25 protein-coding genes are annotated in these 25,978 nt (G+C 60.6%); 12 read left to right on the forward strand and 13 right to left on the reverse strand.

Annotation, left to right across the window (positions count from 1 at the left end; genetic code table 11):
• Nucleotides 1-5: 5 nt before the first annotated feature.
• From mrdA to AACY19_RS15520, 9 genes are all read left to right on the forward strand, one after another.
• Nucleotides 6-1,901, forward strand: coding sequence for a penicillin-binding protein 2 (gene mrdA, locus AACY19_RS15480; RefSeq protein ID WP_339451551.1), 1,896 nt, complete (start codon nt 6-8; stop codon nt 1,899-1,901).
• Nucleotides 1,902-1,932: 31 nt separating this feature from the next.
• A complete protein-coding gene (rodA, locus tag AACY19_RS15485; protein WP_339451896.1) occupies nt 1,933-3,036 on the forward strand; it encodes a rod shape-determining protein RodA in 1,104 nt (367 codons plus the stop codon).
• 17 nt (nt 3,037-3,053) lie between these two features.
• Nucleotides 3,054-4,064, forward strand: a complete 1,011-nt coding sequence (gene mltB / locus AACY19_RS15490) for a lytic murein transglycosylase B (RefSeq protein ID WP_339451553.1) — start codon at nt 3,054-3,056, stop codon at nt 4,062-4,064.
• On the forward strand, nt 4,064-5,074 hold the full coding sequence (locus AACY19_RS15495) for a septal ring lytic transglycosylase RlpA family protein (protein WP_339451555.1): 1,011 nt from the start codon (nt 4,064-4,066) through the stop codon (nt 5,072-5,074). The genes mltB and AACY19_RS15495 overlap by 1 nt, the downstream gene beginning before the upstream one ends.
• Nucleotides 5,075-5,259: 185 nt before the next feature.
• Nucleotides 5,260-6,417, forward strand: a complete 1,158-nt coding sequence (locus AACY19_RS15500; RefSeq protein ID WP_339451557.1) for a D-alanyl-D-alanine carboxypeptidase family protein — start codon at nt 5,260-5,262, stop codon at nt 6,415-6,417.
• Between the two features lie 85 nt (nt 6,418-6,502).
• Nucleotides 6,503-6,778 carry a DUF493 domain-containing protein gene (locus AACY19_RS15505; RefSeq protein WP_339451559.1) on the forward strand — a complete coding sequence of 92 codons (276 nt, stop codon included), beginning with the start codon at nt 6,503-6,505 and terminating at the stop codon, nt 6,776-6,778.
• The gene (gene lipB, locus AACY19_RS15510) at nt 6,778-7,425 is read left to right on the forward strand and encodes a lipoyl(octanoyl) transferase LipB (RefSeq protein WP_339451561.1); all 648 of its coding nucleotides are present in this window, start codon (nt 6,778-6,780) and stop codon (nt 7,423-7,425) included. The genes AACY19_RS15505 and lipB overlap by 1 nt, the downstream gene beginning before the upstream one ends.
• A gap of 25 nt (nt 7,426-7,450) precedes the next feature.
• The gene (gene lipA / locus AACY19_RS15515) at nt 7,451-8,449 is read left to right on the forward strand and encodes a lipoyl synthase (protein WP_162130488.1); all 999 of its coding nucleotides are present in this window, start codon (nt 7,451-7,453) and stop codon (nt 8,447-8,449) included.
• A gap of 156 nt (nt 8,450-8,605) precedes the next feature.
• Nucleotides 8,606-9,556 (forward strand): S66 peptidase family protein, encoded by a 951-nt coding sequence (locus AACY19_RS15520; RefSeq protein WP_339451563.1) that lies wholly within the window; start codon nt 8,606-8,608, stop codon nt 9,554-9,556.
• 125 nt (nt 9,557-9,681) lie between these two features.
• On the opposite strand, the gene AACY19_RS15525 is transcribed toward AACY19_RS15520, so the two are convergent.
• The 5 genes from AACY19_RS15525 to leuS form a co-directional block, all read right to left on the reverse strand.
• Nucleotides 9,682-11,004: a lytic murein transglycosylase gene (locus AACY19_RS15525; protein ID WP_339451565.1), complete on the reverse strand. Its 1,323-nt coding sequence runs from the start codon at nt 11,002-11,004 to the stop codon at nt 9,682-9,684.
• A gap of 60 nt (nt 11,005-11,064) precedes the next feature.
• A complete protein-coding gene (gene arfA / locus AACY19_RS15530) occupies nt 11,065-11,229 on the reverse strand; it encodes an alternative ribosome rescue factor ArfA (RefSeq protein WP_186546795.1) in 165 nt (54 codons plus the stop codon).
• Between the two features lie 110 nt (nt 11,230-11,339).
• Entirely contained in the window at nt 11,340-12,377 is a 1,038-nt protein-coding gene (gene holA, locus AACY19_RS15535) for a DNA polymerase III subunit delta (RefSeq protein WP_339451568.1), read from the reverse strand.
• 39 nt (nt 12,378-12,416) lie between these two features.
• On the reverse strand, nt 12,417-13,022 hold the full coding sequence (locus AACY19_RS15540) for an LPS-assembly lipoprotein LptE (RefSeq protein WP_339451570.1): 606 nt from the start codon (nt 13,020-13,022) through the stop codon (nt 12,417-12,419).
• 88 nt (nt 13,023-13,110) lie between these two features.
• Complete coding sequence (gene leuS, locus AACY19_RS15545) at nt 13,111-15,717, reverse strand: leucine--tRNA ligase (RefSeq protein ID WP_339451572.1); 2,607 nt, start codon at nt 15,715-15,717, stop codon at nt 13,111-13,113.
• 255 nt (nt 15,718-15,972) lie between these two features.
• On the opposite strand from leuS, the gene AACY19_RS15550 reads away from it, so the two are divergent.
• Nucleotides 15,973-16,296, forward strand: a complete 324-nt coding sequence (locus tag AACY19_RS15550; protein ID WP_339451574.1) for a hypothetical protein — start codon at nt 15,973-15,975, stop codon at nt 16,294-16,296.
• A 105-nt stretch (nt 16,297-16,401) separates the two neighbouring features.
• Nucleotides 16,402-17,181, forward strand: coding sequence for a YdcF family protein (locus AACY19_RS15555; protein ID WP_339451576.1), 780 nt, complete (start codon nt 16,402-16,404; stop codon nt 17,179-17,181).
• Between the two features lie 90 nt (nt 17,182-17,271).
• Here the strand turns inward: AACY19_RS15555 and lnt are convergent, their stop codons facing one another.
• From lnt to miaB, 5 genes are all read right to left on the reverse strand, one after another.
• A complete protein-coding gene (gene lnt, locus AACY19_RS15560; protein ID WP_339451578.1) occupies nt 17,272-18,795 on the reverse strand; it encodes an apolipoprotein N-acyltransferase in 1,524 nt (507 codons plus the stop codon).
• An 18-nt stretch (nt 18,796-18,813) separates the two neighbouring features.
• The gene (locus AACY19_RS15565; protein WP_338583281.1) at nt 18,814-19,653 is read right to left on the reverse strand and encodes an HlyC/CorC family transporter; all 840 of its coding nucleotides are present in this window, start codon (nt 19,651-19,653) and stop codon (nt 18,814-18,816) included.
• A 5-nt stretch (nt 19,654-19,658) separates the two neighbouring features.
• Entirely contained in the window at nt 19,659-20,153 is a 495-nt protein-coding gene (gene ybeY / locus AACY19_RS15570; RefSeq protein WP_339451580.1) for an rRNA maturation RNase YbeY, read from the reverse strand.
• Nucleotides 20,146-21,144 carry a PhoH family protein gene (locus AACY19_RS15575; RefSeq protein ID WP_339451582.1) on the reverse strand — a complete coding sequence of 333 codons (999 nt, stop codon included), beginning with the start codon at nt 21,142-21,144 and terminating at the stop codon, nt 20,146-20,148. Before AACY19_RS15575 ends, ybeY begins: the two co-directional genes overlap by 8 nt.
• A 216-nt stretch (nt 21,145-21,360) precedes the next feature.
• On the reverse strand, nt 21,361-22,689 hold the full coding sequence (miaB, locus tag AACY19_RS15580; protein ID WP_339451584.1) for a tRNA (N6-isopentenyl adenosine(37)-C2)-methylthiotransferase MiaB: 1,329 nt from the start codon (nt 22,687-22,689) through the stop codon (nt 21,361-21,363).
• 133 nt (nt 22,690-22,822) lie between these two features.
• On the opposite strand from miaB, the gene AACY19_RS15585 reads away from it, so the two are divergent.
• Nucleotides 22,823-23,152: a DUF1820 family protein gene (locus AACY19_RS15585; RefSeq protein WP_003185742.1), complete on the forward strand. Its 330-nt coding sequence runs from the start codon at nt 22,823-22,825 to the stop codon at nt 23,150-23,152.
• Between the two features lie 108 nt (nt 23,153-23,260).
• Here AACY19_RS15585 and AACY19_RS15590 read toward each other — a convergent pair whose 3' ends face one another.
• The 3 genes from AACY19_RS15590 to thiE form a co-directional block, all read right to left on the reverse strand.
• Nucleotides 23,261-23,815 carry a tetratricopeptide repeat protein gene (locus AACY19_RS15590; protein WP_047296791.1) on the reverse strand — a complete coding sequence of 185 codons (555 nt, stop codon included), beginning with the start codon at nt 23,813-23,815 and terminating at the stop codon, nt 23,261-23,263.
• Between the two features lie 225 nt (nt 23,816-24,040).
• Complete coding sequence (hemL, locus tag AACY19_RS15595; RefSeq protein ID WP_339451586.1) at nt 24,041-25,324, reverse strand: glutamate-1-semialdehyde 2,1-aminomutase; 1,284 nt, start codon at nt 25,322-25,324, stop codon at nt 24,041-24,043.
• 17 nt (nt 25,325-25,341) lie between these two features.
• A complete protein-coding gene (gene thiE / locus AACY19_RS15600) occupies nt 25,342-25,965 on the reverse strand; it encodes a thiamine phosphate synthase (RefSeq protein ID WP_339451587.1) in 624 nt (207 codons plus the stop codon).
• Between the last annotated feature and the right edge of the window lie 13 nt (nt 25,966-25,978).

Genomic DNA, 25,978 nt, shown 5'->3' on the forward strand with positions numbered 1-25,978 from the left:
CCCTCATGTCTCAGCCGATCCGCATCAAGGACCACGAAAAGGACGCACGTCTGGTGCGTAGCCGCGTCGTGTTCGGGGCCATTGCGATTGTGATGCTGATCGGCGTATTGATCGCGCGGCTGTATTACTTGCAGGTGATCCAGTACGAGTACCACTCGACACTCTCGGAAAACAACCGCGTCCATGTGCAACCGATTCCGCCGACCCGCGGGCTGATTTTCGACCGCAATGGCGTGGTGGTGGCCGACAACCGGCCAAGCTTCAGCCTGAGCATGACCCGCGAGCGTTCTGGTGACTGGCAGCAAGTGCTCGACGTGATCGTCGAAGTGCTGGAGCTGACGCCCGAGGACCGGGTGATCTTCGAGAAACGCATGCGTCAGGGGCGCCGGCCGTTCGAGCCGGTGCCGATCCTGTTCGAGCTGACCGAAGAGCAGATCGCCCGGATTGCGGTTAACCAGTTCCGTCTGCCAGGGGTAGAGGTGGTCGCGCAACTGGTTCGTCACTACCCGCAGGGCGCGCATTTTGCGCACTCGGTGGGGTACATGGGGCGGATCAACGAGAAAGAGCTGAAGTCGCTCGATCCGGTCAACTACAGCGGCACCCACCACATCGGCAAAACTGGCATCGAGCGTTTTTACGAGTCGCAATTGCACGGGCAGGTGGGTTACGAAGAAGTCGAGACCAACGCTCGCGGCCGCGTCTTGCGCGTGCTCAAGCGTACCGATCCGATTCCCGGCAAGGACATCGTCCTCAGCCTCGACATCAAGTTGCAGGAAGCGGCGGAAGCCGCGCTGGGCGGGCGTCGTGGTGCGGTGGTGGCGCTCGATCCGAAGACCGGCGAGGTGCTGGCCATGGTCAGCCAGCCGAGCTTCGACCCGAACCTGTTCGTCACCGGGATCAGCTTCAAGGCCTACGCCGAGTTGCGTGATTCCATCGACCGGCCACTGTTCAATCGCGTGCTGCGCGGTCTGTATCCGCCGGGATCGACGATCAAACCGGCAGTGGCAATCGCCGGCCTCGATTCCGGTGTCGTGACGGCGTCGAGCCGGGTGTTCGACCCGGGCTACTACATGCTGCCCAACTACGATCACAAATACCGTAACTGGAACCGCACCGGTGACGGCTTCGTCGACCTCGACACGGCGATCATGCGTTCCAACGACACCTACTTCTATGACCTGGCCCACAAGCTCGGGATTGATCGGTTGTCGGCTTACATGAACAAGTTCGGCATCGGCCAGAAAGTCTCGCTGGACATGTTCGAAGAATCCCCCGGCCTGATGCCGTCCCGCGAGTGGAAACGAGCGACGCGCAAACAGGCGTGGTTCCCCGGCGAAACCCTGATCCTGGGGATCGGCCAGGGCTACATGCAGTCGACTCCGCTGCAACTGGCCCAAGCCACAGCGCTGGTCGCCAACAAAGGCATCTGGAACCGCCCGCACCTGGCGAAATCCCTCGAAGGGGTGAAACCGGTCGACGAAAACCCGATGCCGAATATTGTTCTGCGCGACCCGTCGGACTGGACCAAGGTCAACCACGGCATGCAGCAGGTGATGCATGGTGCTCGCGGTACCGCGCGCAAGGCGGCCATCGGCGCGCAGTACCGCATCGCCGGCAAGTCGGGTACGGCGCAGGTCGTGGCGATCAAGCAGGGCGAGAAGTACGACCGCTCCAAGGTTCAGGAGCGTCACCGCGACCACGCCTTGTTCGTCGGTTTCGCGCCGGCCGATGACCCGCGCATCGTCGTGTCGGTGATGGTCGAGAACGGTGAGTCCGGTTCCGGTGTCGCCGCGCCCGTGGTGCGTCAGGTCATGGATGCCTGGCTGCTCGATCAGGACGGACGTTTGAAGGCCGAATACGCCAGCCCAATCAGTGCGGAGGCTACGGCCCATGATGAATAATTTTGATCGCATGCTCTCCAGCGAGGATGTGATGCGTCGCCGCGCGACGCTGCTGCAAAGGCTGCATATCGATGGCCCGCTGCTGATCCTGCTGTTGATCCTCGCCGCCGGCAGCCTGTTCGTGCTGTATTCGGCCAGCGGCAAGAGCTGGGATCTGCTGGCCAAACAGGCCACGTCGTTCGGCATCGGCCTGGTTTCGATGATTTTCATCGCCCAGCTCGAACCGCGCTTCATGGCGCGCTGGGTGCCACTTGGATACGTGATTGGTGTTGTGCTGCTGTTGGTGGTGGACATCATGGGCCACAACGCCATGGGCGCGACGCGCTGGATCAACATCCCCGGGGTGATTCGCTTCCAGCCCTCGGAGTTCATGAAGATCCTGATGCCGGCGACCATCGCCTGGTATCTGTCCAAGCGCACGCTGCCGCCGCAACTCAAGCATGTCGGCATCAGTTTGATGCTGATCGGCGTGCCGTTCGTATTGATCGTGCGCCAGCCTGATCTGGGTACTTCGTTGTTGATTCTCGCCGGCGGCGCGTTCGTGCTGTTCATGGGCGGGCTGCGCTGGCGCTGGATTCTCAGCGTGCTGGCGGCGGCGATTCCGGTGTCGGTGGCGATGTGGTTTTTCATCATGCACGACTACCAGAAACAGCGAATCCTGACGTTCCTCGATCCGGAGTCTGATCCGCTGGGCACCGGCTGGAACATCATTCAGTCGAAAGCCGCGATTGGTTCCGGCGGCGTATTCGGCAAAGGCTGGCTGCTCGGCACCCAGTCGCACCTGGACTTCCTCCCGGAAAGCCACACCGATTTCATCATCGCCGTCCTCGGCGAGGAGTTCGGTCTGGTGGGCATCTGCGCGCTGTTGCTGATCTATCTGTTGCTGATTGGCCGGGGGCTGGTGATCACCGCTCAGGCGCAAACGCTGTTCGGCAAATTGCTTGCCGGGGCGTTGACCATGACGTTTTTTGTTTACGTTTTCGTCAACATCGGTATGGTCAGTGGGCTGTTGCCGGTCGTAGGGGTGCCGTTGCCGTTCATTAGCTACGGAGGAACTTCGCTGGTGACGTTGCTGTCAGCGTTTGGGGTTTTGATGTCGATCCATACCCATCGCAAGTGGATCGCACAGGTTTGAATAAGGTGAAGAGTGCAATGCAAGTAATGCGTGGCTGGGCGACTCGATGCGCGCCGTTGGTAGGCCTGATGGGCCTCCTGGGCAGCGTGCAGGAAGCGCTGGCCGGCGAATATGAAGGCTCGCCTCAGGTGGCCGAATTCGTCGGTGAAATGACCCGCGACTACGGTTTCGCCGGTGAGCAACTGATGGCGGTGTTGCGCGAGGCTCAGCGCAAGCAGGCGATTCTCGACGCCATTTCCAGACCCGCCGAGCGCGTCAAGCAGTGGAAGGAATACCGTCCGATGTTCATCACCGACGCGCGAATTGCCCGCGGTGTGGATTTCTGGCGTCAGCACGAGGCGACGCTGGCCCGTGCCGAACAGGAATACGGCGTGCCGGCACAAGTCATCGTGTCGATCATCGGCGTGGAAACCTTTTTCGGACGTAATACCGGCAATTACCGGGTGATCGATGCCTTGACGACCCTCGGTTTCGACTATCCTCCCCGTGCCGAATTTTTCCGCAAGGAACTGCGTGAGTTCCTGCTGCTGGCCCGTGAAGAGCAGGTCGATCCACTGACCCTGAAAGGTTCGTATGCCGGCGCGATGGGCCTGCCGCAGTTCATGCCGAGCAGCTTTCGCGCGTATGCGGTGGATTTCGACGGTGACGGCCACATCAACATCTGGAACAACCCGGATGATGCGATCGGCAGCGTCGCCAGTTACTTCAAGCGTCACGGCTGGGTTGCGGGTGAGCCCGTGGTCAGCCGCGCCGATGTTCGCGGCGAGCAGGTCGACGAGGGCCTGACCACCGGCATCGAGCCGACGAAAACCGTTGGAGAGTTGCGGGCGCTGGGCTGGTCAAGTCATGATGCGCTGCGCGATGATATGCCGGTTACTGCATTTCGCCTTGAAGGCGACAATGGCCCCGAATACTGGATGGGCCTGAAGAATTTCTACGCGATCACGCGTTATAACCGCAGCGTGATGTACGCCATGGCCGTACATCAACTGTCTGAACAGCTGGTACAAGCACGGGGCGTCAAGTAATGCAGGCATTGCCTAACAGTAAACCCCTGAAGCTCCTGGCCTTCGCTGCGTTGGCAGTGCTGGTTGCCAGTTGCTCGACCAGCCGCTCGCCGACTCCGAAAACATCGAATACCGCTGTGCGTGCTCAGCCGGGCCTGGACATCAACCGGGCCCACAAGGATGGCGCGCCGTGGTGGGACGTCGATGTTTCGCGCATCCCCGATGCCACGCCGACCCTGCACACTGGCCCGTACAAGGCCAACCCGTACACCGTGCTGGGCAAGACCTACTTCCCGCTGCAGGAATCCAGGACCTACGTCGCTTCCGGCACCGCGTCCTGGTACGGCACCAAGTTTCACGGGCAGAACACCGCCAACGGCGAGGTTTATGACCTGTACGGCATGAGTGCTGCCCACAAGACCCTGCCGCTGCCAAGTTACGTCCGGGTGACCAACCTGGACAACAACCGCACGGTGATCCTGCGCGTCAATGACCGTGGGCCGTTCTATTCGGATCGGATCATCGACTTATCCTACGCGGCAGCGAAAAAACTCGGTTATGCCGAAACCGGCACGGCGCGGGTCAAGGTCGAGGGCATCGATCCTCAGGCCTATTGGGCGGCCAAGGGCCGTCCGGCGCCGCTGATGCTCAATGAGCCGCAAGTCGCGCAGAATAGCGCCCCGGTGATCACGGCGTCGGCCGGCACCGTCGAGCAATGGACGCCACCGCCGCAGCAGCATGCCTCTGATACCGTTCCGGTGCCGATGAGTGCAAAAAAAAACGCTTCTGCACCAGCGTCTGGCCAGTATCTGCAGGTGGGCGCGTTCGCCAACCCGGACGCTGCAGAACTGCTGAGGTCGAAGCTCAGCGGGATGGTGAGCGCTCCGGTGTTCATCAGCTCGATCGTGCGCAATCAGCAGACCCTGCACCGGGTACGCCTGGGGCCGATCGGCTCGCCGGGTGAAATCGCCCAGGTGCAGAACAGTGTGCGCCTGGCCAACCTTGGTTCGCCAAGTGTGGTCACCGAGTAATACGTAGAACTTGATTGACGGTTCACTTGCGGTATCGGGGGGTGAACCAGGTTGTTGGCTCGTCGAAGAACAAAAGCCCGGCAAGGGTGACTGGAGTGAGCAACTGAACACGCGATGGCTCGTTAGAAAGTCATCTGATTAAATTTTGCCTTCGGGCAGTTTCCATTAGCGATTTCGAGAGACGGATGAACATCACCACCTTTGCCAAACGCCTGTGTCTGCTAGTCCCGCTGCTCCTCTCGCCAGCCGCCTTCGCGGCCGAGATGATGCCATCGCCACCACAACTGGCCGCCAAAGCCTACGTTCTGATGGATGCCGCCAGCGGCAACGTGCTGGTCGAGAACAATGGCGATCAGCGTCTGCCACCGGCCAGTCTGACCAAGCTGATGACGGCGTACATTGCGACCCTGGAAATCCGTCGTGGCCAGATCGGTGAAAACGATCCGGTGACCGTCAGCGAAAACGCCTGGCGCACCGGCGGTTCGCGGATGTTCATCAAGGTTGGCTCGCAGGTCACTGTCAGCGACCTGCTGCACGGCATCATCATCCAGTCGGGCAACGACGCCAGCGTCGCGCTGGCCGAGCACATCGCCGGCAGCGAAGATGCGTTCGCCGATCTGATGAACAAGACCGTGACTGATCTGGGCATGACCAATACCCACTTCATGAACCCGACCGGCCTGCCAAACCCTGAGCACTATTCGTCCGCTCACGACATGGCGATCCTGGCCCGCGCGATCATCCACGAAGATCCGGCTCACTACGCGATCTACTCGCAGAAAGAGTTCTTCTGGAACGGCATCAAGCAGCCTAACCGCAACCTGCTGCTGTGGCGCGACAAGACCGTCGACGGTCTGAAAACCGGTCACACCGAAGAAGCCGGCTACTGCATGGTGTCTTCGGCTGTACGTGACGGCCAGCGTCTGATCGCCGTGGTGTTCGGCACTAACAGCGAAGTGGCTCGCGCCGCTGAAACCCAGAAGCTTTTGACCTATGGTTTCCGCTTCTTCGAAACCCAGACCTTCTACCAGAAGGGCACCGAACTGGCTCAGGCGCCGGTGTGGAAAGGCACCACCAATCAAGTCAAGGCCGGCCTGGCTGAAGACCTGACCATGACCCTGCCAAAAGGCCAGCTGAAAAAGCTCGCTGCCAGCATGACCATGAACCCGCAACTCATCGCGCCAATCGCCAAGGGCGACGTGATCGGTAAAGTCGAAGTCAAACTGGAAGACAAGGTCGTGCACAGCGCTGACCTGATCGCGCTGGATGGCGTCGAGGAGGGTGGTATTTTCCGCCGCATGTGGGATAGCATCCGTCTATTCTTCTACGGCTTGTTCAACTGATTTGTGTTGACCTGCATGGCCCCGCCCCGATCCGGCGCGGGGCCATGTGCGTTACCACGGCTTGCGCTCTAGAGGCCGTTACGCCATGACCGATACCGAAGTAAAGGCGCCAAAGATCGAATTCCCCAATAAGGACTACCCGATTAAAGTGATCGGTGTGACAGGGGTTGGCAATAAGGACAAGATCGTCGCAATTGTCGAGAAGCATGCGAAGATCAACCATGCCCTCGATGCTGAGCGTTTTAGCCCCAACGGCAAATACACCACCATTCAGTTGCACATCGTCGCGACCGACCAGGATCAGCTGTACAACATCAACAGCGAACTACGGGCGACCGGCTTCGTGCACATGGTGTTGTGATGCCGGGCACGCTGGGCTTTCGTGAGCTCGGCCAGATGGCTTACGAGCCGGTCTGGCATGCCATGCAGCGTTTTACCAACGAACGCGGCAGTGATGCCGCCGACGAAATCTGGCTTGTCGAACACCCGCCGGTGTTCACTCAGGGCCAGGCCGGCAAGGCCGAACACTTGCTGTTGCCAGGGGATATCCCGGTGGTGCAGGTCGATCGCGGCGGGCAAGTGACTTATCATGGTCCCGGCCAATTGGTGGCCTATCTATTGCTGGATGTGCGCAAGCTGGGTTTTGGCGTGCGCGATCTGGTCAGCCGCATGGAGCGTTGCCTGATTGAACTGCTGGCCAGCTACGGCGTGAGCGCAGAGGCCAAGCCAGACGCTCCTGGCGTGTACGTCGACGGAGCGAAAATCGCTTCTCTGGGTTTGCGGATTCGCCACGGTTGTTCCTTTCATGGCCTGGCCCTGAACGTGGACATGAACCTGGAACCGTTTCGACGGATTAATCCCTGCGGCTATGCCGGGCTGGCGATGACCCAGCTGAGCGAGCACGCAGGATCGATTGAATTTGCCGAGGTAAGTGCCCGGCTGCGCGCGCAGCTCGTCAAACACCTCGACTATGCTGAGCAGACGACCCTGACGGGCGGAATCGACTGATATGACTACTGATGCAGTGCAAACCATGATCCCGACGCTCGACGTGACCGAGCGCCCGGCCCCGCGTCCCAAGGTCGAAGCCGGCGTCAAGCTGCGCGGCGCCGAGAAGGTTGCACGCATCCCGGTAAAGATCATTCCGACCACCGAACTGCCGAAGAAACCTGACTGGATCCGCGTGCGCATTCCGGTGTCCCCGGAAGTCGACCGTATCAAGAGCCTGCTACGCAAGCACAAGCTGCACAGCGTCTGCGAAGAGGCCTCCTGCCCGAACCTGGGCGAGTGCTTCTCCGGCGGTACCGCGACCTTCATGATCATGGGTGACATCTGCACCCGTCGCTGCCCGTTCTGCGACGTTGGTCACGGTCGTCCGAAGCCACTGGACGTCAACGAGCCGGAAAGCCTGGCCATCGCCATTGCCGACCTCAAGCTCAAGTATGTGGTGATCACCTCGGTTGACCGCGATGACCTGCGCGACGGCGGTGCCCAGCACTTTGCCGATTGCATTCGCGAAATCCGCAAACTGTCGCCGAACGTGCAGCTCGAGACGCTGGTCCCGGACTACCGTGGCCGCATGGACATCGCTCTGGAAATCACCGCCGCCGAGCCGCCGGATGTGTTCAACCACAACCTGGAAACCGTGCCGCGCCTGTACAAGGCTGCGCGTCCGGGTTCGGACTACCAGTGGTCGCTGACCCTGCTGCAACGCTTCAAGCAGATGATGCCGCATATTCCGACCAAGTCCGGCCTGATGCTGGGTCTGGGCGAGACCGACGACGAAGTCATCGAAGTGATGAAGCGCATGCGCGAACACGACATCGACATGCTGACCCTCGGTCAGTACCTGCAACCGTCGCGCAGCCACTTGCCGGTGCAGCGTTTCGTGCACCCGGACACCTTCGCCTGGTTCGCCGAAGAGGGTTACAAAATGGGCTTCAAGAACGTAGCCTCGGGCCCGCTGGTGCGTTCTTCGTACCACGCCGACGAGCAGGCGAAGCTGGTCAAGGCTGAGCTGCTGGGGTCCTGATCCTCCGCTGATTGCCGCACAAAATACCCGCCCTGGCGGGTATTTTTGTTTTGAGGGGCGATCACCGGCCCACAGAGTATCGGGCCATAACCCCCCTTTTGTTTGCCCGCTTTCCTGACTACTGTGTGCGCATGCCTTCACACTGGGAGCCCATGGATGACCGTTCGACCGACCCATACCCTTTTTCCGCATAAACCCGTGCCGGCGTTGCCGTCGGAAGGCGTGATCGGCGTTATTGCCCCCGCTGGCCCCGGCCCGCTGAATACCGACAAAGCGGTGCAATGGATGCGTGCGAGGGGTTATGGCCTCAAGGTATTTCCCGGCGTATACGAAAAGGACGGCTATCTGGCCGGCAGCGACGACGTGCGGCTCAACGATCTGCATGCAGCGTTCGCTGATCCCGAGGTCGATGCGATCATCTGCCTGCGCGGCGGCTACGGCACGCCACGACTGCTGGACCGGATCGATTATGACCTCCTGGGTCGCAACGCCAAACCCTTTGTCGGCTACAGCGACATCACCGCATTGCACTTGGCCATCAGTCGTTATGCCGGGTTCGTGACCTTTCACGGGCCGTTGCTCAATGCCGATCTGCTCGGTGACAAGGAACCGCCAACGGTCACTTCGTTTTTCGCCATGTTGCGCGGCCAGTTGAAGGCGGGGAGTGTGCTCAGTCACCCGGTGGCTTATCCGCTGACCACCGTCGAGCCTGGTGTCGCTCACGGGCGGCTGCTGGGCGGCAATCTGGCGATGATTGCGTCCACATTGGGCACGCCTTACGAAATCGATGTCGAAGGGGTCATCCTGCTGATCGAAGACATCAACGAGCCGTTGTATCGCATCGACCGTTTGCTGACCCAGATGCGCCTGGCCGGCAAGTTGGCCAAATTGCGTGGGGTTCTGGTCGGGGATGTGGCGGGAGTGGAAGTCGCGGCGTTGAACCGCTTGCTCAAGCAGACATTCGAGCCGTTGCGGATTCCGCTGCTGTCGGGGTGGCGCAGTGGCCATTGCGATCCGAACCTGACGCTGCCGATGGGCGCACTGGTGCGGCTGGATGCGGGGAAGAAGGAATTGATGCTGGAGCAGGATGTGGTGGTCAAGGCTTAAAGATTATTCGCCTGATAGCCAGTCTTCGCGAGCAGGTTCGCTCCCACATGGGTTCTGTGAACGACACAGATCCAATGTGGCAGCGAGCCTGCTCGCGAAAGCGAATCAGCCATACGGCAGTCGTTCTATTGGGTACGCAGGCTTTCCAGCAACCTGTGCGTCGGGTAACCATCCGCCGGCCAGCCAAACGACTGCTGGGCGCTGCGAATCGCCTTGCGCGTATTGGCGCCGATAATGCCGTCCGCCGTGCCCGCATCGTAGTTGCGCGCACTCAACAGGGTCTGCAATTCGATGCGCTCGGTGCGGCTCAGCGGCAGATCATCTTTTGGCCACGTGCCATTGATCAGGCCGCCGCCACTGAATCGCTCTGACAACAGGCTCACCGCCAACGCATAAGACGACGAATTGTTGTATTTGAGGATCGCGCGGAAGTTGTCGAGGATCAGGAACGCCGGCCCGCGGTACCCGGCGGGCAGCAACAGGGCGGCAGAAAGTTGCTCCGAGCCTGCGGGCACCTGAGCACCGTTCGGCAGGATCACCCCCAATTGACGCCATTCGGCGACGCTTTTGCGAATCGCGCCATCGGCCAGGGTGTAATTGAAGCTGCTCGGCAGTTGCACTTCGAAGCCCCACGGCTGGCCACGTTGCCAGCCAGAGCTTTGCAGGTAATGCGCGGTGGAGGCCAGCGCGTCCGCCGGGCTGCCCCAGATGTCGCGGCGACCGTCACCGTCGTAATCCACGGCGTGGGTGTTGTAGGTGGTCGGAATGAATTGGGTCTGGCCCATCGCGCCGGCCCAGGAACCGAGCATTTTTTCCGGGGTGATATCGCCCTGTTGCAGGATTTGCAGGGCGGCGATCAGTTGCGCTTGGGCAAAGCCCGGACGGCGACCTTCATAGGCCAGGGTGGCCAACGAGTTGATCACCGACTTGCTGCCCTGGAACTGGCCGAAGTTGCTTTCCATGCCCCACACCGACACCAGCGCCTGGCGATCAACGCCGTAGCGCTGTTCGATGCTTTGCAGAATGTCGGCGTACTGGTTGATCAGCGCCTGACCTTTACGCACCCGCAAGGGCGACAGCGCGCCGTCGAGGTATTCCCATACCGGGCGGGAAAATTCCGGCTGGCTGCGGTCGGCGCGAATCACGCTGGCATCGAAGCTGACGTTGGCGAAAGCACGATCAAACAGATCAGGGCGAATTCCGGCGGCCAGTGCGTCCTTGCGGAAACCTGCCTGCCATTCGGCAAAGGTCTGGGTCGGCTGAAGATCGAGAGGGTCGGCGGACGGCACTACCGGCGGGATGATCGCTGGGGCCGTGGTGACTGGAGCGGCTTGAAGAGGTTGTGCGTCGGCGGCGGTGGGTTTTTCCGCGCAGGCGACAAGCAGAATGAAGCTGGAGGCAGCGATCATCTGGCGAACAGGCCAGCGACGGGAAAGACTTAGGGGCATGCACAGTTCCAGGAAAACGAATCAGGTGCAGACCTTAACATGACCGGGGGGTACAGCGCTTCAGGCAGCCAGAAAGTAAGAAGCCTCCCAGTTGTCAGACTGGAAGGCTTCGCGGCGATAGCTGCCTTTTCCCTTGGCTGGTCGTTCCTGGCGGCTGCGGAACAGGGGTTGGGCGACGATGGATTTGGCCTTGTTGGGGCCATGCTTTGCTGGCTTTTTGCTCATGAGGGTTCTCTCATTGGGGTGGGTTCGCGGGGGAAATAATCTGCCGATGTCGGGCGTCTGTCCAGTTCCTGTTGTGTAGGAATGTTCTGGCGCTTTCGCGGCAGGGCAGGTTATTCAGCAGGCAGTGTCAGACGCTGGCCAGCCATCAACAGTGCCAACCGGCTCAGGCTCATCCACGGTGAACCCGCCGCCTGACCTTTGATCTGTGCATCGATACGCTGGGCTTCGAGCAACAGTTGCGCCCAGCGCTGCGCCGTGTAGCGTTGCAGGGCTTTGCTCATCAGCGGTTTGCGCTTGTCCCAGACGGGCGGTTTCGCCTGGCTGAAACACTTGTCCAGCGGCGTGCCCTGACTGTACTGCAGCGAGATATTGGCCAGCAGGCGCAGTTCCCGCGCGAGCGCCCAGAGAATCACCGGCGGTTCGACACCTTCACCGCGCAAGCCTTCGAGCATGCGCAAGGCGTGGGCCGGTTCACCGTTGAGCACGGCATCGGTCAGGCCGAACACGTCAAAACGTGCACTGTCGGCCACGGCGGCCTGCACGGTTTCGACGGTGATCTGTCCGCCTTCAGCCATCAACTTGAGCTTTTCGATTTCCTGCGCGGCGGCGAGCAGGTTGCCCTCGACACGTGCGGCAATCAATTCGACCGCGTCCTGGCTGGCGGACAGGCCGGCCTGGGACAAACGCTGACGAATCCAGCTCGGCAGCTGATTGGCATCGACCGGCCAGATCTGGATGAACTGGGTCTGCTGGCCCTCGACCAGCGCCTTGCCCCACTTGGTTTTCTGCGCGCTGCCATCGAGTTTCGGCAGGCTGATCAACAGCACCGTGTCTTCGGCAGGGCGCGAGCAGTATTCGATGAACGCGGCGGCGCCTTTGTCACCGGGTTTACCCGAGGGCAAACGCAGTTCCAGCAAGCGTTTTTCAGCGAACAGCGACATGCTGGCACCGGCCTGCAACAACGTACCCCAATCGAAATTGGCGTCGGCGGCGAAGACCTGACGTTCGTCGAAACCTTGCTGGCGGGCAGCGCTGCGGATGGCGTCGGCGGCTTCCTGGCACAGCAGCGGATCATCGCCGCTGATGATGTAGACCGGCGCCAGAGCACCTTGCAGGTGTTTGCCGAGTTGGGCGGGAGCGAGCTTCATAAGAAATATCGAACGGGGCGCCTGAGCGCCCCGCACGTCTTACTGCTGCGGTACTTCGAGCGGCGACTGACGCGGAGTTTCCGCTTCAGCCTTTTGTGCCGCTTCCAGCGCCTGGGCTTCGGCCCGGGCGCGGTCGTTGGCGGCCTGCTGCAGTTGCTGCAGTTGACCCGGAGTCAGCTGTTGCAGGCGCAGCATCATGCGCTGCACCAGCTCGCGGCGGGTTTCGCGACGGGCGTCGCTGGCTTCCTGATCGGAACCGACGAGGTTGTTACCGTCGTGGATGAACACTTTCTGTACTTCAAGTTTGTCGTTCAACAGCGACAGATTGTTTTCGCCACGAATGTCATAGTTCAGCACGGTGCTGACCTGGTATTCGCCCGTGCGACCGGCACCGGCGTAGCTGAGGATGCGCTGGCTTTCCTGCTCGTCAGCCAGGTACAGCTTGTACGGTGCACCGCTGTAAACCTTGACGCCGCTGGCTTCCAGTGTCTGGCGCAACTGGGTCACGGTCTCGCCATAAGCGTTACGCGCGCTCAGGTCGAGTTCCTTGATCGTCAGTGCGTTGGTGCCGGTGCCACGCAGCTGGAAACCGCAGGCGCTCAGCAGAACAGCGAGGCCCATCACCAGCAGATTGCGTTTGATCATTGTGTTGCTCCCCTTGAAACCATGTGGGCCGGCCTTGCGGCCCGAAAGGTTTTACAGGGCGTCAGGCGAACCTGACGCCCAATCCAATTTAGCTGGCGACGATGTTGACCAGTTTGCCTGGCACCACGATCACTTTGCGAATGGTCAGACCGTCGACGAAGCGCAGCACGTTTTCATTGATGCGAGCAGCGGCTTCGACTTCTTCACGGGTCGCGCTGGCCGGCATTTCGATCTGTCCGCGCAGTTTGCCGTTGACCTGAATGACCAGCGTCAGGCTGTCCTGCACCAATGCGCTTTCGTCCACAGCCGGCCAGCCGGCGTCGATGACGGCGTCAGGGTGGCCCAGACGGTTCCACAATTCATGGCTGATGTGCGGCGTGATAGGCGCCAGCAGCAAGGTCACGGCTTCGAGGCCTTCGTGAATCAGTGCGCGATCCTGATCGGTAACTTGTGCGGCTTTTTCCAGCACGTTCATCAGCGTCATCACCTGGGCGATGGCGGTGTTGAATTTGTGGTTCTGGCCGACGTCGTGGCTGGCCTGCTTGATCGCGAGGTGGATCGAGCGACGCACGGCCTTCTGTTCGTCGTTCAGGCCGGCAACGTCAACCTTGCCTGGCAGGCCTTGGGTAACGTGGGCCTGCGCCAGACGCCAGACGCGCTTGAGGAAGCGGTGCGAGCCTTCCACGCCGGAGTCGGACCATTCCGCGCTCATGTCAGGTGGCGAGGCGAACATCATGAACAGGCGGCAGGTGTCTGCGCCGAACTGATCGATCATCGACTGTGGGTCGACACCGTTGTTCTTCGACTTGGCCATCTTCTCGGTGCCGCCGATTTCCACCGGCAGGCCGTCGGATTTCAGCTTGGCGCTGATGACCTTGGCTTTGCTGTCACGCTCGAGTTCCACGTCTGCCGGGTTGAACCAGGTGTAGGCGCCGTTGGCTTCGCGACGATAGTAAGTCTCGGCGATCACCATGCCCTGGGTGAGCAGGTTCTTGAACGGCTCGTTGGTGCTGACCAGGCCTTCGTCACGCATCAGCTTGTGGAAGAAGCGCGCGTAGAGCAGGTGCAGAATGGCGTGTTCGATACCACCGATGTACTGATCGACCGGCAGCCAGTGGTCGGCGGCGGATTTTTCCACCAGGCCACCTTCAAAGTGCGGCGAGGCGTAGCGAGCGTAGTACCACGACGACTCGACGAAGGTGTCCATGGTGTCGGTTTCACGCTTGGCTGGCTGGCCGCATTTCGGGCAGCTGCATTCGTAGAATTCCGGCATGCGCGCCAGCGGCGAACCGGCGCCGTCCGGCACCACGTCTTCCGGCAGGACGACAGGCAGTTGATCTTCCGGCACCGGCACGTCGCCGCAGGCGTCGCAGTGGATGATCGGGATCGGGCAGCCCCAGTAGCGCTGACGGCTGATGCCCCAGTCGCGCAGGCGGAACTGGGTGCGCGAGGCGCCCAGTTCTTTCTTGATCAGGGCGACTTCCATGGCGTCGAACGCGCCTGCGAAGTCGAGGCCGTCAAACTCGCCGGAGTTGATCAGCGTGCCGTGCTCGCCGTAGGCGTCTTGCCACGGGGCCGGGTTGCTGTCACCGGAACTGGTGCGCACCACGGATTTGACCGGCAGGTTGTACTTGTGGGCGAATTCGAAATCGCGCTCGTCATGAGCCGGCACGGCCATGACCGCACCGTCGCCGTAGTGCATCAGCACATAGTTGGCGACCCAGACCGGGAGTTTTTCGCCGGTCAGCGGGTGCTCGACGAACAGGCCGGTTGGCAGGCCTTTCTTTTCCTGCGTGGCGACATCGGCTTCGGCAACGCTGCCGCCTTTGCATTCGGCGATGAACGCTTGCAGCTCGGGATTGTTCTTCGCCGCCAGGGTGGCCAGCGGGTGCTCGGCGGCCACGGCGACGTAGGTCGCGCCCATCAGGGTGTCCGGGCGGGTGGTGAAGACTTTCAGGGTGCCGGCTTCGCCGATGGAATCGACGTTGTACGGGAACTGCACTTCCATGCCACGGGATTTGCCGATCCAGTTGCGCTGCATGGTCTTGACCTGTTCAGGCCAGCCGGTCAGCTCGTCGAGGCTCTCCAGCAGCTCATCCGCGTAGGCGGTGATCTTGAAGTAGTACATCGGGATTTCGCGCTTTTCGATCAGCGCGCCGGAACGCCAGCCGCGACCGTCGATCACCTGTTCGTTGGCCAGAACGGTCTGGTCGATCGGGTCCCAGTTCACGGTGCCGTTTTTACGGTAGATCACACCTTTTTCGAACAGGCGAGTGAACAGCCATTGTTCCCAGCGGTAGTAATCCGGCTTGCAGGTCGTCACTTCACGCGACCAGTCGACCGCCAGGCCGAGGCTGCGCAGTTGCGACTTCATGTAAGCGATGTTTTCGTAGGTCCACTTGGCGGGCGCTACGTTGTTCTTCATCGCGGCGTTTTCCGCCGGCATGCCAAAGGCGTCCCAACCCATCGGTTGCAGAACGTTTTTGCCCTGCATGCGCTGGTAGCGGGAGATCACGTCGCCGATGGTGTAGTTGCGCACGTGCCCCATGTGTAGCTTGCCGCTGGGGTAAGGGAACATCGACAGGCAGTAGTAGGTTTCCTTGCCTGGCTGTTCACTGACTTCAAAGGACTTTTGCTCGTCCCAGAACGACTGGGCGGCGGCTTCGATTTCACGGGGCTGATATTGTTCGTGCATGGCTACTTTTGTACTGGATAGGGGTGGCCTAATCCTCTTCAACGCAGGTTCCGGGGTTGGCCCGGACGAGCTGGAAGTGGAATTACAGGAAGCGCCGTAGCATACATGACCGCGCTTGGCCTAGGGAAACCCTGATTACAGCAGTTTGGCCCGGTAAATCCGTGGCGAGGGCCGTTGGTCGCGGCGTACAGCCGGTTTGTACAGCGAAGCTAAGCTCTAACTGGGGAGTGATTCTTATCTTCAATGAGGTGAGGGATGGTGGAGCAACGGAAAAAAAACGTAACGAAACCCGAGTTGTACGAGAGGTTGATTGATCGTCTGGGTATGGCCCTGGACGCACTGAAAACCGCTGACCGGCTGCGCGATGAGCGCCCCCTGGAACTGGAATTGCGTGGCTTGAGCCCCGCCGAGTTCAAACTGGTCAAGGCCTATCTGGATCGCAGTGAACGTGAATCGCATGGCTGCTTGTCGCAAGCAGTGAAGCAACTCGATGCAGCACATTCGGCCAAGATCATCTGGCTCAAGGACAAGGCGCCCGGCAGAGACACCGACAAGGTTCGCTCTCTGCAGGCCAAGTAAGCGCATGGCAGGTCAAGAAACGGATCTTTTTCAACAGGATCCCACCCTATTGGTTGTCGCGTTGTATTAACCCACTTAGGCTTCGGGCATCTTTGGAGATGCCCGATGCCTTTTCGTTATTTCGTCAAACAACTTCTATTGCCGCCCGGCATTTTATTACTGCTGTTGCTGGCCGCGTGGTGGCTGCGCCGCACTCGGCCGCGCCTCGCCGGATTGTGCTTTGCCATTGGCTTTGGCGGCCTGTGGCTGATGAGCCTGCCAGTGGTGGTGCAATGGAGCGCCAAAGCCCTGGAGCGTGAGCCACCGCTGGCCCGCGAGGAGTGGGCCACGCTGGCGCAGCGGGCCGACGCCATCGTGGTACTGGGTTCCGGTCGCGAACGCGGTGATCTGGCCTGGGGCGAAGATCAGCCAACGGGCGTCGGTCTTGAGCGACAGCGCTATGCCGCGCGGCTGGCCAAGGCGTCGGGGTTGCCGATCCTGACCACGGGCGGACTGCATTATGGATCGCCGCCGACGGAAGCGAAGTTGATGGCTGATTCGCTGCGCGACGATTTCGACGTGACGGTGCGTTGGCAGGAAGGCGAAAGTCGCACCACGTGGGAGAACGCCAGGTTCAGCGCCGATATTCTGTTGCCTCAGGGTATCAAGCGTGTGGTTGTGGTGACGCAGGCCTGGCACATGCCGCGTTCGGTGTGGAGTTTTCAGCAGGCCGGGTTTGAAGTTGTGCCGGCGCCGGTGGGCTTTTTGGGCACCGATAACGCTCGGCCGTTCGGTGGCTGGTTGCCGGAATTCAAGTCGATCTGGCAGAGCGGGCAGTTGCTCAATGAAGCGGTGGGGCAGGTGGGGTATTCGTTGTTCTACCGCGGTGACGCGACAGCGGATTAATGCGGTGCTTCTGATGCGCTCTTCGCGAGCAGGCTCGTTCCCGAATCTGGAATGGGTTTCAATGCGGGAGCGAGCCTGCTCGCGAAGCTTTTAAAGGGTTTTCGACATCCGGCTCGCCATCAGCGCCCAGCCAAACAGCAGCACGCACAGGATGATCAACGGCCACGAACGCCATTCCAGATACGGCGTCAGGTTGTGCATTGGCACCACTTCGCCGTACAGCACGCCCTGTTCGAACTGCGGAATCTGCGCGGTGATCTGCCCGAACGGGTTGATCAGACCGGTGACGCCGTTGTTGGTCGCGCGGATCATCCAGCGGCCAGCCTCCAGCGCCCGCATCTGCGCCATCTGCAAATGTTGCAGCGGGCCAATCGAGGTGCCGAACCAGGTGTCGTTGCTGATCGTCAGCAGCAGATCGCTGCGGGCGGACAGGCCGGCGGCGAACTCCGGGTACACCACTTCGTAGCAGATGAACGGCGCAATCTGATAACCCTTGGCCTGCAACAGTGCCTGATCGGCGGGGCCACGGGCGAAGTCGGACATCGGCAGGTCGAAGAAGGCAATCAGCCCGCGCAGTACATCCTGCAAGGGCACGTATTCACCGAACGGCACCAGTTTCTGCTTCAGGTACGTGCCATCGCCTTCGCCCACCACGGTGATGCCGTTGAAGAAGCGTTTTTCATGACGAACGGTTTCGCGAATCGGTACGCCTGTGATCAGTGCCGATTTACGCTCGGCGGCGAAGGTGCCCATCATGTTCAGGTAGCCCTCGGCGGACTCCTTCAGCACCGGCACGGCGGTTTCCGGCCAGATCAGCAGATCCACCGGTTTGGAACGGAAGCTCAGATCGCGGTACAAGGCCAACTGCGCGTTGAGTTCGGCCGGGTCCCATTTCATGCTTTGTGCGACGTTGCCCTGTATCGCGGCAACGCTCAGCGGCGCGCCGGACGGACTGGTCCAGGCGTGGCCCTTGAGCGCAATGCCCGCTGCCCAAGGCCCGATCAGCAGCACCAGGCCGGCAACCACAAAACCTTTGCGAGCGGTTTGCAGCAAGCGCGGCGCGTTATGGATCAGCGCTGCCGTCAGCGCCAGCACGAACGACACCAGCCACATGCCACCGACCGGCGCCAGCCCTGACAGCGGGCCATCGAGCTGACTGTAACCGGAATACAACCACGGGAAACCGGTGAGGAACCAGCCGCGAAAGGCTTCCTGGCCGACCCACAATGCGGCAAACGCCAGCGCATCGGCCAGCGGTGCCTCGTTACGGCGCAGCCAGCGCGCCCATAGCCAGGCGGGCAGGGCGAAGAACCAGGCAATTGCGGCGGTGAACAGCAGCATCAGGAACCCGGCCAGCAGCACCGAAGCGCCGCCGAAATGGTGGATGCTGTAGTAGATCCAGCTGGTGCCGGCGCCGAACAGGCCGAAACCGAAACACCAGCCACGGCCCAGCGCCTGGCGCGGACTCAGCTCACGCAAACCGGCATAGAACAAACCGACCGCCAGCAAAGCCAGCGGCCAGATGTTGAACGGTGCCAGAGCGAAGGTGGTGATTGCACCGGCCGCCACGGCCAGCAGGTTACCGGGCCAGCCGGGGCGGGTTGTCCAGCGCATTTCAGTCCTTTAGATGTGTTACCGGGCGATTGGGGTCAGTCGCAGCAAATGAATCCGACGGCTGTCGGCGTTCAGGATGCGGAAACGATAGGCGCCGATTTCAGTGATTTCGTTGCGTTTTGGCAAGTGTCCGAACGCGCTCATGACCAGACCGCCGACGGTGTCGAACTCGTCATCGGAGAACTCGCTGTCGAAGAACTCGTTGAAGTTCTCGATGGGCGTCAGGGCCTTGATCAGGAAGTCACCGCTGGGCAGCGGCTTGATGTAGCTGTCTTCTTCGACGTCGTGCTCGTCTTCGATGTCGCCGACGATTTGTTCGAGCACGTCTTCAATCGTGACCAGGCCGGCTACACCGCCGTATTCGTCGATGACGATGGCCATGTGGTTGTGGTTGGCGCGGAATTCACGCAGCAACACGTTCAGACGCTTGGACTCCGGCACGAAGGTGGCCGGGCGCAGCAGATCCTTGATGTTGAAGTTGTCGCCGTTTTCCTTGAGGATCAGCGGCAGCAGATCCTTGGCCAGCAACACGCCCATGACGTCGTCATGGCTTTCGCCAATGACCGGATAGCGCGAGTGGGCCGAGTCGACCACTGCCGGGAGGAATTCGCGGGGTGTCTGGGTCGCCTTGATGCTGATCATCTGCGAGCGCGGCACCATGATGTCGCGCACTTGAAGGTCAGCCACCTGAATGGCGCCTTCGACGATGGCCAGCGCTTCGCTGTCCAGCAGTTTGTTCTGATGTGCATCACGCAGCAGCTCCAGGAGCTCCTGACGGTTCTTCGGCTCGTGGGCAAAAGCCTGGGTCAGTTTACCCAGCCATGACTTCTGCCCGTTGCTCGATCGATCTTCGCTCATAGCGATTACTCTGAATCCTTTGTTGTAACGATAGGGGATGGTTCGGTTTCGTCGTCCGCGTATGGATCGGGATAGCCCAGTTCAGCAAGCAACTCGCGTTCCAGCGCTTCCATTTCTTCAGCTTCTTCGTCATCTATATGGTCGTAACCCAGTAGATGCAAGCAGCCGTGAATGACCAGATGTGCCCAGTGGGCCTTTAGTTCCTTGCCTTGTTCGGCAGCCTCGCGCTCGACCACGGCCACGCAGATCACCAGATCGCCGAGCAGCGGAATGTCGAGAAACTCGTCGGGGACTTCCGCCGGGAATGACAGGACGTTGGTCGCGTAATCCTTGTGGCGCCAGGTGTGATTGAGCTCGCGACCCTCTTCCTCGTCGACCAGGCGAATGGTCATTTCCGAATCGGCGCTACGCTGGCGCAGGGCCAGTTCGCACCACAGGCGAAACTCGGCTTCACTCGGCGCATTCGCTTCAGTCGCGATTTGCAGGTCTAGCTCAAGCATTTCGCGGGGCGTCCTTGGGGGCTTCGTCACGGTTTTCGAAGCGCTCGTAGGCTTCGACGATCCGCTGGACCAAAGGATGGCGCACGACGTCTTTGGGCTGGAAGTGCGTGAAGCTGATGCCAGGCACGTCCTTGAGCACTTCAATCACATGATGCAGGCCGGACTTGGTGCCACGCGGCAGGTCGACCTGAGTGATGTCGCCAGTGATGACGGCGGTGGAGCCAAAGCCGATGCGCGTCAGGAACATTTTCATCTGTTCGACGGTGGTGTTCTGGCTTTCGTCGAGGATGATGAAGCTGTTGTTCAGGGTCCGGCCGCGCATGTAAGCCAGCGGCGCAACTTCAATGATCTGACGTTCGATCAGCTTGGCCACGTATTCGAAGCCGAGCATCTCGTAGAGCGCGTCGTAAAGCGGGCGCAGATACGGGTCGATCTTTTGCGACAGGTCGCCAGGCAGGAAACCGAGTTTTTCACCCGCTTCAACCGCCGGACGCACCAGCAGGATGCGACGGATCTGCTCGCGCTCCAGCGCATCGACAGCGCAGGCCACGGCCAGATAAGTCTTGCCGGTACCGGCCGGGCCGATGCCGAAGTTGATGTCGTTACCGAGAATTTCCTTTACGTAGCGCAGCTGATTCAAGCCGCGCGGGCGAATCATGCCTTTTTTGGTGCGCAGGGCGACGGACGCTTCAGCGGGGGCATGGTTGTCCAGTTCGACGACGGCCGACTCCTGGAGAAACAGGTGCACCAGATCCGGCGACAGCTCTGAACCTTTGGTTTCCCGGTACAGGCGACGAATCAGATTTTCCGCAGACGTGGTGTGTTTTGGGTCGCCGATCAGCTCGAACTGGTTTCCGCGGTTGCGGATCTCGATGGTCAGGCGCTGTTCGATCAAGCGCAAATGCTCGTCGAATTGCCCGCACAGATTGGCGAAGCGGCGAGCCTCAAAGGGCTCGAGGATAAAACGATGTGGTTCTATGGATGCGTTCAAGGTCGTATTTAGCCGCCCTGGGGCAATTAAGATGAAATCAAGGATAACGCCAGAGTCTTGGGTGCGAAAGCTCTTAAATAAGGTCGCCCGGTTTCAGGCTCTGGCGCTGTACCTGTGGAAGCGGGCTGGCTCGCGAAGGTGTCGAGTCAGCCACCCTGAACGTTGCTGATACAGCGCTTTCGCGAGCAAGCCCGCTCCCACAAGGGAAACGTGGCGTTATTGAATCAAAGAGCCACGCAGCGAGTGCGGTTGTGCCGCGTCGATGTGCACGTCGGCGAACTGGCCGATCAGGGTTGGATTGTCGCAGCGGAAGTTGACGATTCGATTATTCTCGGTGCGCCCTTGCAGTTCGCCCGGGTCTTTCTTCGAATAATCGGTCACCAGAATGCGCTGGATCGAACCGACCATTTGTCGGCTGATCTCGAAACCTTGCTGATTGAGGCGATGTTGCAGCGCGTTGAGGCGCTCCTTCTTCAGCTCTTCCGGGGTTTCGTCGGCCAGATCGGCCGCCGGGGTGCCCGGGCGCTGGCTGTAAACGAAGGAATAAGAGAAGTCGAAACCGACGTCGGCAATCAGCTTCATGGTCTGTTCGAAGTCTTTCTCGGTCTCGCCGGGGAAGCCGACGATGAAGTCCGAGCTGATGCAGATCCCCGGCACCGCGGCGCGCAGTTTGCGCAGCTTGGACTTGTACTCCAGTGCCGTGTGGTTGCGCTTCATCGCTGCAAGAATCCGGTCGGAACCCGATTGCACCGGCAAGTGCAGGTGCTTCACCAGCTCCGGCACCTCAGCGTGGGCCTGGATCAGGCTGTCGGAGAACTCCAGCGGATGGGAAGTGGTGTAGCGAATGCGGTCGATGCCGTCGATGGCGGCGACTACACGGATCAGATCGGCAAGATCGGCCAGACGACCATCGTGGGTGGTGCCACGATAGCCATTGACGTTCTGGCCCAGCAGGGTCACTTCACGCACGCCGTTTTCGGCGAGGTGGATGACCTCGGCGATCACGTCGTCGAACGGCCGGCTGACTTCTTCGCCACGGGTGTAAGGCACCACGCAGAACGTGCAGTACTTGCTGCAGCCTTCCATCACCGACACATACGCGCTCGGGCCGTCGATACGCGGCTCTGGCAAATGATCGAATTTTTCGATTTCGGGGAACGACACGTCGACTTGCGGCAGCTTGCTGATGCGCGCGGCGTCGATCATTTCCGGCAGGCGGTGCAGGGTCTGCGGGCCGAAGACCACGTCGACATACGGCGCGCGATCACGGATCGCCGCGCCTTCCTGGCTGGCCACACAACCGCCGACGGCGATCACCATGTCCGGGTTGGCCAGTTTCAGTTCGCGCCAGCGGCCAAGCTGGGAGTACACGCGATCCTGGGCGCGCTCACGGATCGAGCAGGTGTTGAGCAGAATCACGTCGGCGTCTTCCGCACGTGCGGTGACTTCCAGGGCTTGATGTTCACCCAGCAGATCGACCATGCGCGAGCTGTCGTACTCGTTCATCTGGCAACCGTGGGTTTCGATGTAAAGCTTCTTGGCCATGGATTAGTGTCGTCACCTGATTCAAAGAACCGCGCATTATAGGGAACAAGCCCTCAGGTTCCTACCGCTGCGCGTCCGGTGGCTATGCTATAGTTCGCGCCCTCATTTTTATCCCCGATGTTATCCGCCCGCCATGACCAAACGCGAAGCTCCAATCTACAAGGTGATTTTCCTTAACCAGGGCCAGGTGTTCGAAATGTACGCCAAGCAGATCTATCAAAGTGATCTGTGGGGTTTTCTGGAAGTGGAAGAGTTCGTCTTTGGCGAGCGCACGCAAGTGGTCGTCGATCCGAGCGAAGAAAAGCTCAAGGCGCAGTTCGAAGGCGTGGTGCGCAGCTTTGTGCCGATGCATTCGATCGTGCGCATCGACGAAGTGGAGCGTCTGGGCACTCCGAAGATCAGCGAAGCCCGTGGCGCGGTCGGCAATGTGATGCCGTTCCCGATGCCGATGCCTGAGAAGTAAGCCGTAAGACCGAGTTGCCTCATTCGCGAGCAGGGATCTTCTGAACACTGGAGATCTGCTGTGGGAGCGAGCCTGCTCGCGAAGAAGCCAGAAAAATCTATAGAGGAATCAGGGAAGCGGCGAAAACGGCGTGCGCCCATCGGCGTTCTGCAGTTCCATCAGGTATTTACGGAAAATTTGCCCGAGTACCTGGGTCGCGGTCTCGAGATCTTCCCGGGACATTTTTTCAGAAACTTCGTCGGCCGTATCTAGCGCATCTTCAGCGCCGTTGACCGCCGCCATCTTCAGCACGATGTACGCCTGAATGTTGTTGGCCTGCACGCCTTCACCGTGGAAGAACATGGTGCCGAGCTTGAATTGCGCCTGGGCGTGGCCTTGCAGCGAGGCCTTTTCGAAATAGCTCAGGGCTTGATTGAGGTCGCGCGGCGCGTTCTTGCCGTCGTAATAGAATTCACCCAACTCGTATTGCGCTTGCGCATCCCCTTCGTCCGCCGCTTTCTGGCAGGCAGCCAGTGCCTGCGTGACGTCTTGCGGCTGAGTATTGAGGGTGCAACGACCCATCGCCGGGATCAACAACGAGTTGCCGCCTGCTTGTGCATGCGCGAGCAGGGGCTGAAGGAGCAACAGGCAGCCCAAGGCAAGGGTGCGGCCGGTGCGGTTCATGGGAATCGACTTACCTCTGAAGGGCACGCGGACCCATCGAGGGATCCAATAAGCGCGCATTATGAAATAAGCAGGGCCAACCTTACAAAGTCTTTACTCGTTTTTCTGCTGCGTGGGGAATTTATCGTCCACTTTGTGCGAGATTTTTAGCAGGAGCGTCGGAAAAACCATGGAGATGTAGGTAAAAGCTGACGCTGGCGATAGCCAACGTCAGCGGTATGGCGATTACTTCAGTGCGGCGAAGGCGCGCTCGGCAGCGTCTAGCGTCAGTTTCAACTCGGCTTCGCCGTGAGCGATCGAGGTGAAGCCGGCTTCGAAGGCACTCGGTGCCAGGTAAACGCCACCTTCCAGCATCAAGTGGAAGAAGCGCCCGAACAGCGCAGCGTCGCTGGCCATCACGTCTTCGAAGGTGACGATGTCATCGGCGCCGCTGAAGTACAGGCCGAACATGCCGCCCGCCTGGGTGGTCACGAACGGAATGCCTGCCGCGTCAGCGCGTTGTTGCAGACCGTCGAGCAGACGGGTGGTGTAGTCGGTCAGCTCGGCGTGGAAACCCGGGCGGCTGATCAGGCGCAGGGTCGTCAAACCCGCCGCCATCGCCAGCGGGTTCCCCGACAGCGTGCCGGCCTGATACACCGGGCCCAGCGGTGCGATGCGTTCCATGATTTCGCGCTTGCCACCGAAGCAGCCGACCGGCATGCCGCCGCCGATGATCTTGCCGAAGGTGGTCAGGTCAGGATTGACCCCGTAGTACGCCTGAGCACCGCCGAGGGCGACGCGGAAACCGGTCATCACTTCGTCGAAAATCAGCACCACGCCATGTTTGTCACACAGCGAACGCAGGCCTTCGAGAAAACCCGGCGCCGGAGGTACGCAGTTCATGTTGCCGGCCACCGGCTCAACGATGATGCACGCCACATCGTCGCCAACTTCGGCGAGCATCTTCTCAACCGCACCGATGTCGTTGAATGGCAGGGTCAGGGTGTGTTTGGCGAACGCTGCTGGCACACCAGCCGAGCTGGGTACGCCTTGGGTCAGGGCGCCGGAACCGGCTTTGACCAGCAGGCTGTCGGAATGGCCGTGGTAGCAGCCTTCGAACTTGATGATGCTGTCGCGGCCGGTGTAACCACGGGCGAGACGGATCGCGCTCATGGTCGCTTCGGTGCCGGAGCTGACCATGCGCACCATGTCCATCGACGGCACCAGCGAGCAGACCAGATCGGCCATCTCGGTTTCCATCGCGGTCGGCGCGCCGTAGGACAAACCGTGTTGCAGCTGATTGCGCACCGCGTCGAGCACGTCTGGATGGCTGTGGCCGAGGATCATCGGGCCCCACGAGCCAACGTAATCGACGTAACGCTTGTCGTCTTCGTCTGTGACGTAGGCGCCTTCAGCGTGTTTGAAGAACAGCGGCGTGCCGCCCACGCTCTTGAATGCGCGCACGGGCGAGTTCACGCCACCGGGAATGTGTTTCTGGGCGTCGGCAAAAAGGGTTTCGGAACGAGACATGATCGGGCTCTCAATCTTCAGGATTTGAACAATTCGTTGAACGCGCGGGCGCGGCGGGTCACTTCGGCGGTGCTTTCGGCGCCAAACAGGCCGTGAACCACGGCCAGCAGGTCGACCCCGTGGGCCACCAGCGGCGCGGCGTTGTCGAGGCTGATGCCGCCAATCGCACAGATCGGCAGGTGCAGCGTGCGCTTGGCTTCGTCGAGCAGATCGAGGCTGCACGACGGTGCACCGGGCTTGGTGTTGGAGTTGAAGAAGCGGCCAAAGGCGACGTAACTCGCGCCTTCCTTGGCGGCTTGTTCGGCCAGCGCGATTTGCGCGTGGCAGGTCGAACCGATGATCGCTTTCGAACCAAGCAGTGCGCGGGTCGGTGACAGCGGGCCGTCGGTCTGGCCGAGGTGCACGCCGACGTTGAGGCGCGCTGCCAGTTCGGCGTCATCGTTGATGATCAGTTGCGTCTTGTAGCGCTCGCACAGATCGCGCAGGGCTTCGGCCTCGCGCAGGCGGCGGGCCTCGTCGCTGCTTTTGTCGCGGTATTGCAGCAGGGTGACGCCACCCTCCAGCGCCGCCTCCACATAAGACAGAAACTTGCCGCTCAGCAATGTGCTGTCGGTGATGGCATACAGGCCACGTAGTTTCATCAGGCAGACCTCA

Origin of the sequence: Pseudomonas sp. EA_5y_Pfl2_R50 (assembly GCF_963970475.1) — a bacterium.
In the GTDB taxonomy this organism is placed as follows: domain Bacteria; phylum Pseudomonadota; class Gammaproteobacteria; order Pseudomonadales; family Pseudomonadaceae; genus Aquipseudomonas.

What these genes read in the sequence shown, in the direction of transcription:
- AACY19_RS15550 (WP_339451574.1), top strand. Translation starts at nt 15,973, where the DNA reads ATGGTGGAGCAACGGAAAAAAAACGTAACGAAACCCGAGTTGTACGAG.
- AACY19_RS15555 (WP_339451576.1), top strand. Translation starts at nt 16,402, where the DNA reads ATGCCTTTTCGTTATTTCGTCAAACAACTTCTATTGCCGCCCGGCATT.
- miaB (WP_339451584.1), bottom strand. Translation starts at nt 22,689, where the DNA reads ATGGCCAAGAAGCTTTACATCGAAACCCACGGTTGCCAGATGAACGAG.
- AACY19_RS15565 (WP_338583281.1), bottom strand. Translation starts at nt 19,653, where the DNA reads ATGAGCGAAGATCGATCGAGCAACGGGCAGAAGTCATGGCTGGGTAAA.
- leuS (WP_339451572.1), bottom strand. Translation starts at nt 15,717, where the DNA reads ATGCACGAACAATATCAGCCCCGTGAAATCGAAGCCGCCGCCCAGTCG.
- AACY19_RS15495 (WP_339451555.1), top strand. Translation starts at nt 4,064, where the DNA reads ATGCAGGCATTGCCTAACAGTAAACCCCTGAAGCTCCTGGCCTTCGCT.
- lnt (WP_339451578.1), bottom strand. Translation starts at nt 18,795, where the DNA reads ATGCGCTGGACAACCCGCCCCGGCTGGCCCGGTAACCTGCTGGCCGTG.
- arfA (WP_186546795.1), bottom strand. Translation starts at nt 11,229, where the DNA reads ATGAGCAAAAAGCCAGCAAAGCATGGCCCCAACAAGGCCAAATCCATC.
- ybeY (WP_339451580.1), bottom strand. Translation starts at nt 20,153, where the DNA reads ATGCTTGAGCTAGACCTGCAAATCGCGACTGAAGCGAATGCGCCGAGT.
- AACY19_RS15525 (WP_339451565.1), bottom strand. Translation starts at nt 11,004, where the DNA reads ATGCCCCTAAGTCTTTCCCGTCGCTGGCCTGTTCGCCAGATGATCGCT.
- lipA (WP_162130488.1), top strand. Translation starts at nt 7,451, where the DNA reads ATGATCCCGACGCTCGACGTGACCGAGCGCCCGGCCCCGCGTCCCAAG.
- hemL (WP_339451586.1), bottom strand. Translation starts at nt 25,324, where the DNA reads ATGTCTCGTTCCGAAACCCTTTTTGCCGACGCCCAGAAACACATTCCC.
- rodA (WP_339451896.1), top strand. Translation starts at nt 1,933, where the DNA reads ATGCGTCGCCGCGCGACGCTGCTGCAAAGGCTGCATATCGATGGCCCG.
- AACY19_RS15520 (WP_339451563.1), top strand. Translation starts at nt 8,606, where the DNA reads ATGACCGTTCGACCGACCCATACCCTTTTTCCGCATAAACCCGTGCCG.
- mltB (WP_339451553.1), top strand. Translation starts at nt 3,054, where the DNA reads ATGCAAGTAATGCGTGGCTGGGCGACTCGATGCGCGCCGTTGGTAGGC.
- mrdA (WP_339451551.1), top strand. Translation starts at nt 6, where the DNA reads ATGTCTCAGCCGATCCGCATCAAGGACCACGAAAAGGACGCACGTCTG.
- AACY19_RS15540 (WP_339451570.1), bottom strand. Translation starts at nt 13,022, where the DNA reads ATGATCAAACGCAATCTGCTGGTGATGGGCCTCGCTGTTCTGCTGAGC.
- AACY19_RS15505 (WP_339451559.1), top strand. Translation starts at nt 6,503, where the DNA reads ATGACCGATACCGAAGTAAAGGCGCCAAAGATCGAATTCCCCAATAAG.
- AACY19_RS15590 (WP_047296791.1), bottom strand. Translation starts at nt 23,815, where the DNA reads ATGAACCGCACCGGCCGCACCCTTGCCTTGGGCTGCCTGTTGCTCCTT.
- holA (WP_339451568.1), bottom strand. Translation starts at nt 12,377, where the DNA reads ATGAAGCTCGCTCCCGCCCAACTCGGCAAACACCTGCAAGGTGCTCTG.
- lipB (WP_339451561.1), top strand. Translation starts at nt 6,778, where the DNA reads ATGCCGGGCACGCTGGGCTTTCGTGAGCTCGGCCAGATGGCTTACGAG.
- AACY19_RS15585 (WP_003185742.1), top strand. Translation starts at nt 22,823, where the DNA reads ATGACCAAACGCGAAGCTCCAATCTACAAGGTGATTTTCCTTAACCAG.
- AACY19_RS15500 (WP_339451557.1), top strand. Translation starts at nt 5,260, where the DNA reads ATGAACATCACCACCTTTGCCAAACGCCTGTGTCTGCTAGTCCCGCTG.
- thiE (WP_339451587.1), bottom strand. Translation starts at nt 25,965, where the DNA reads ATGAAACTACGTGGCCTGTATGCCATCACCGACAGCACATTGCTGAGC.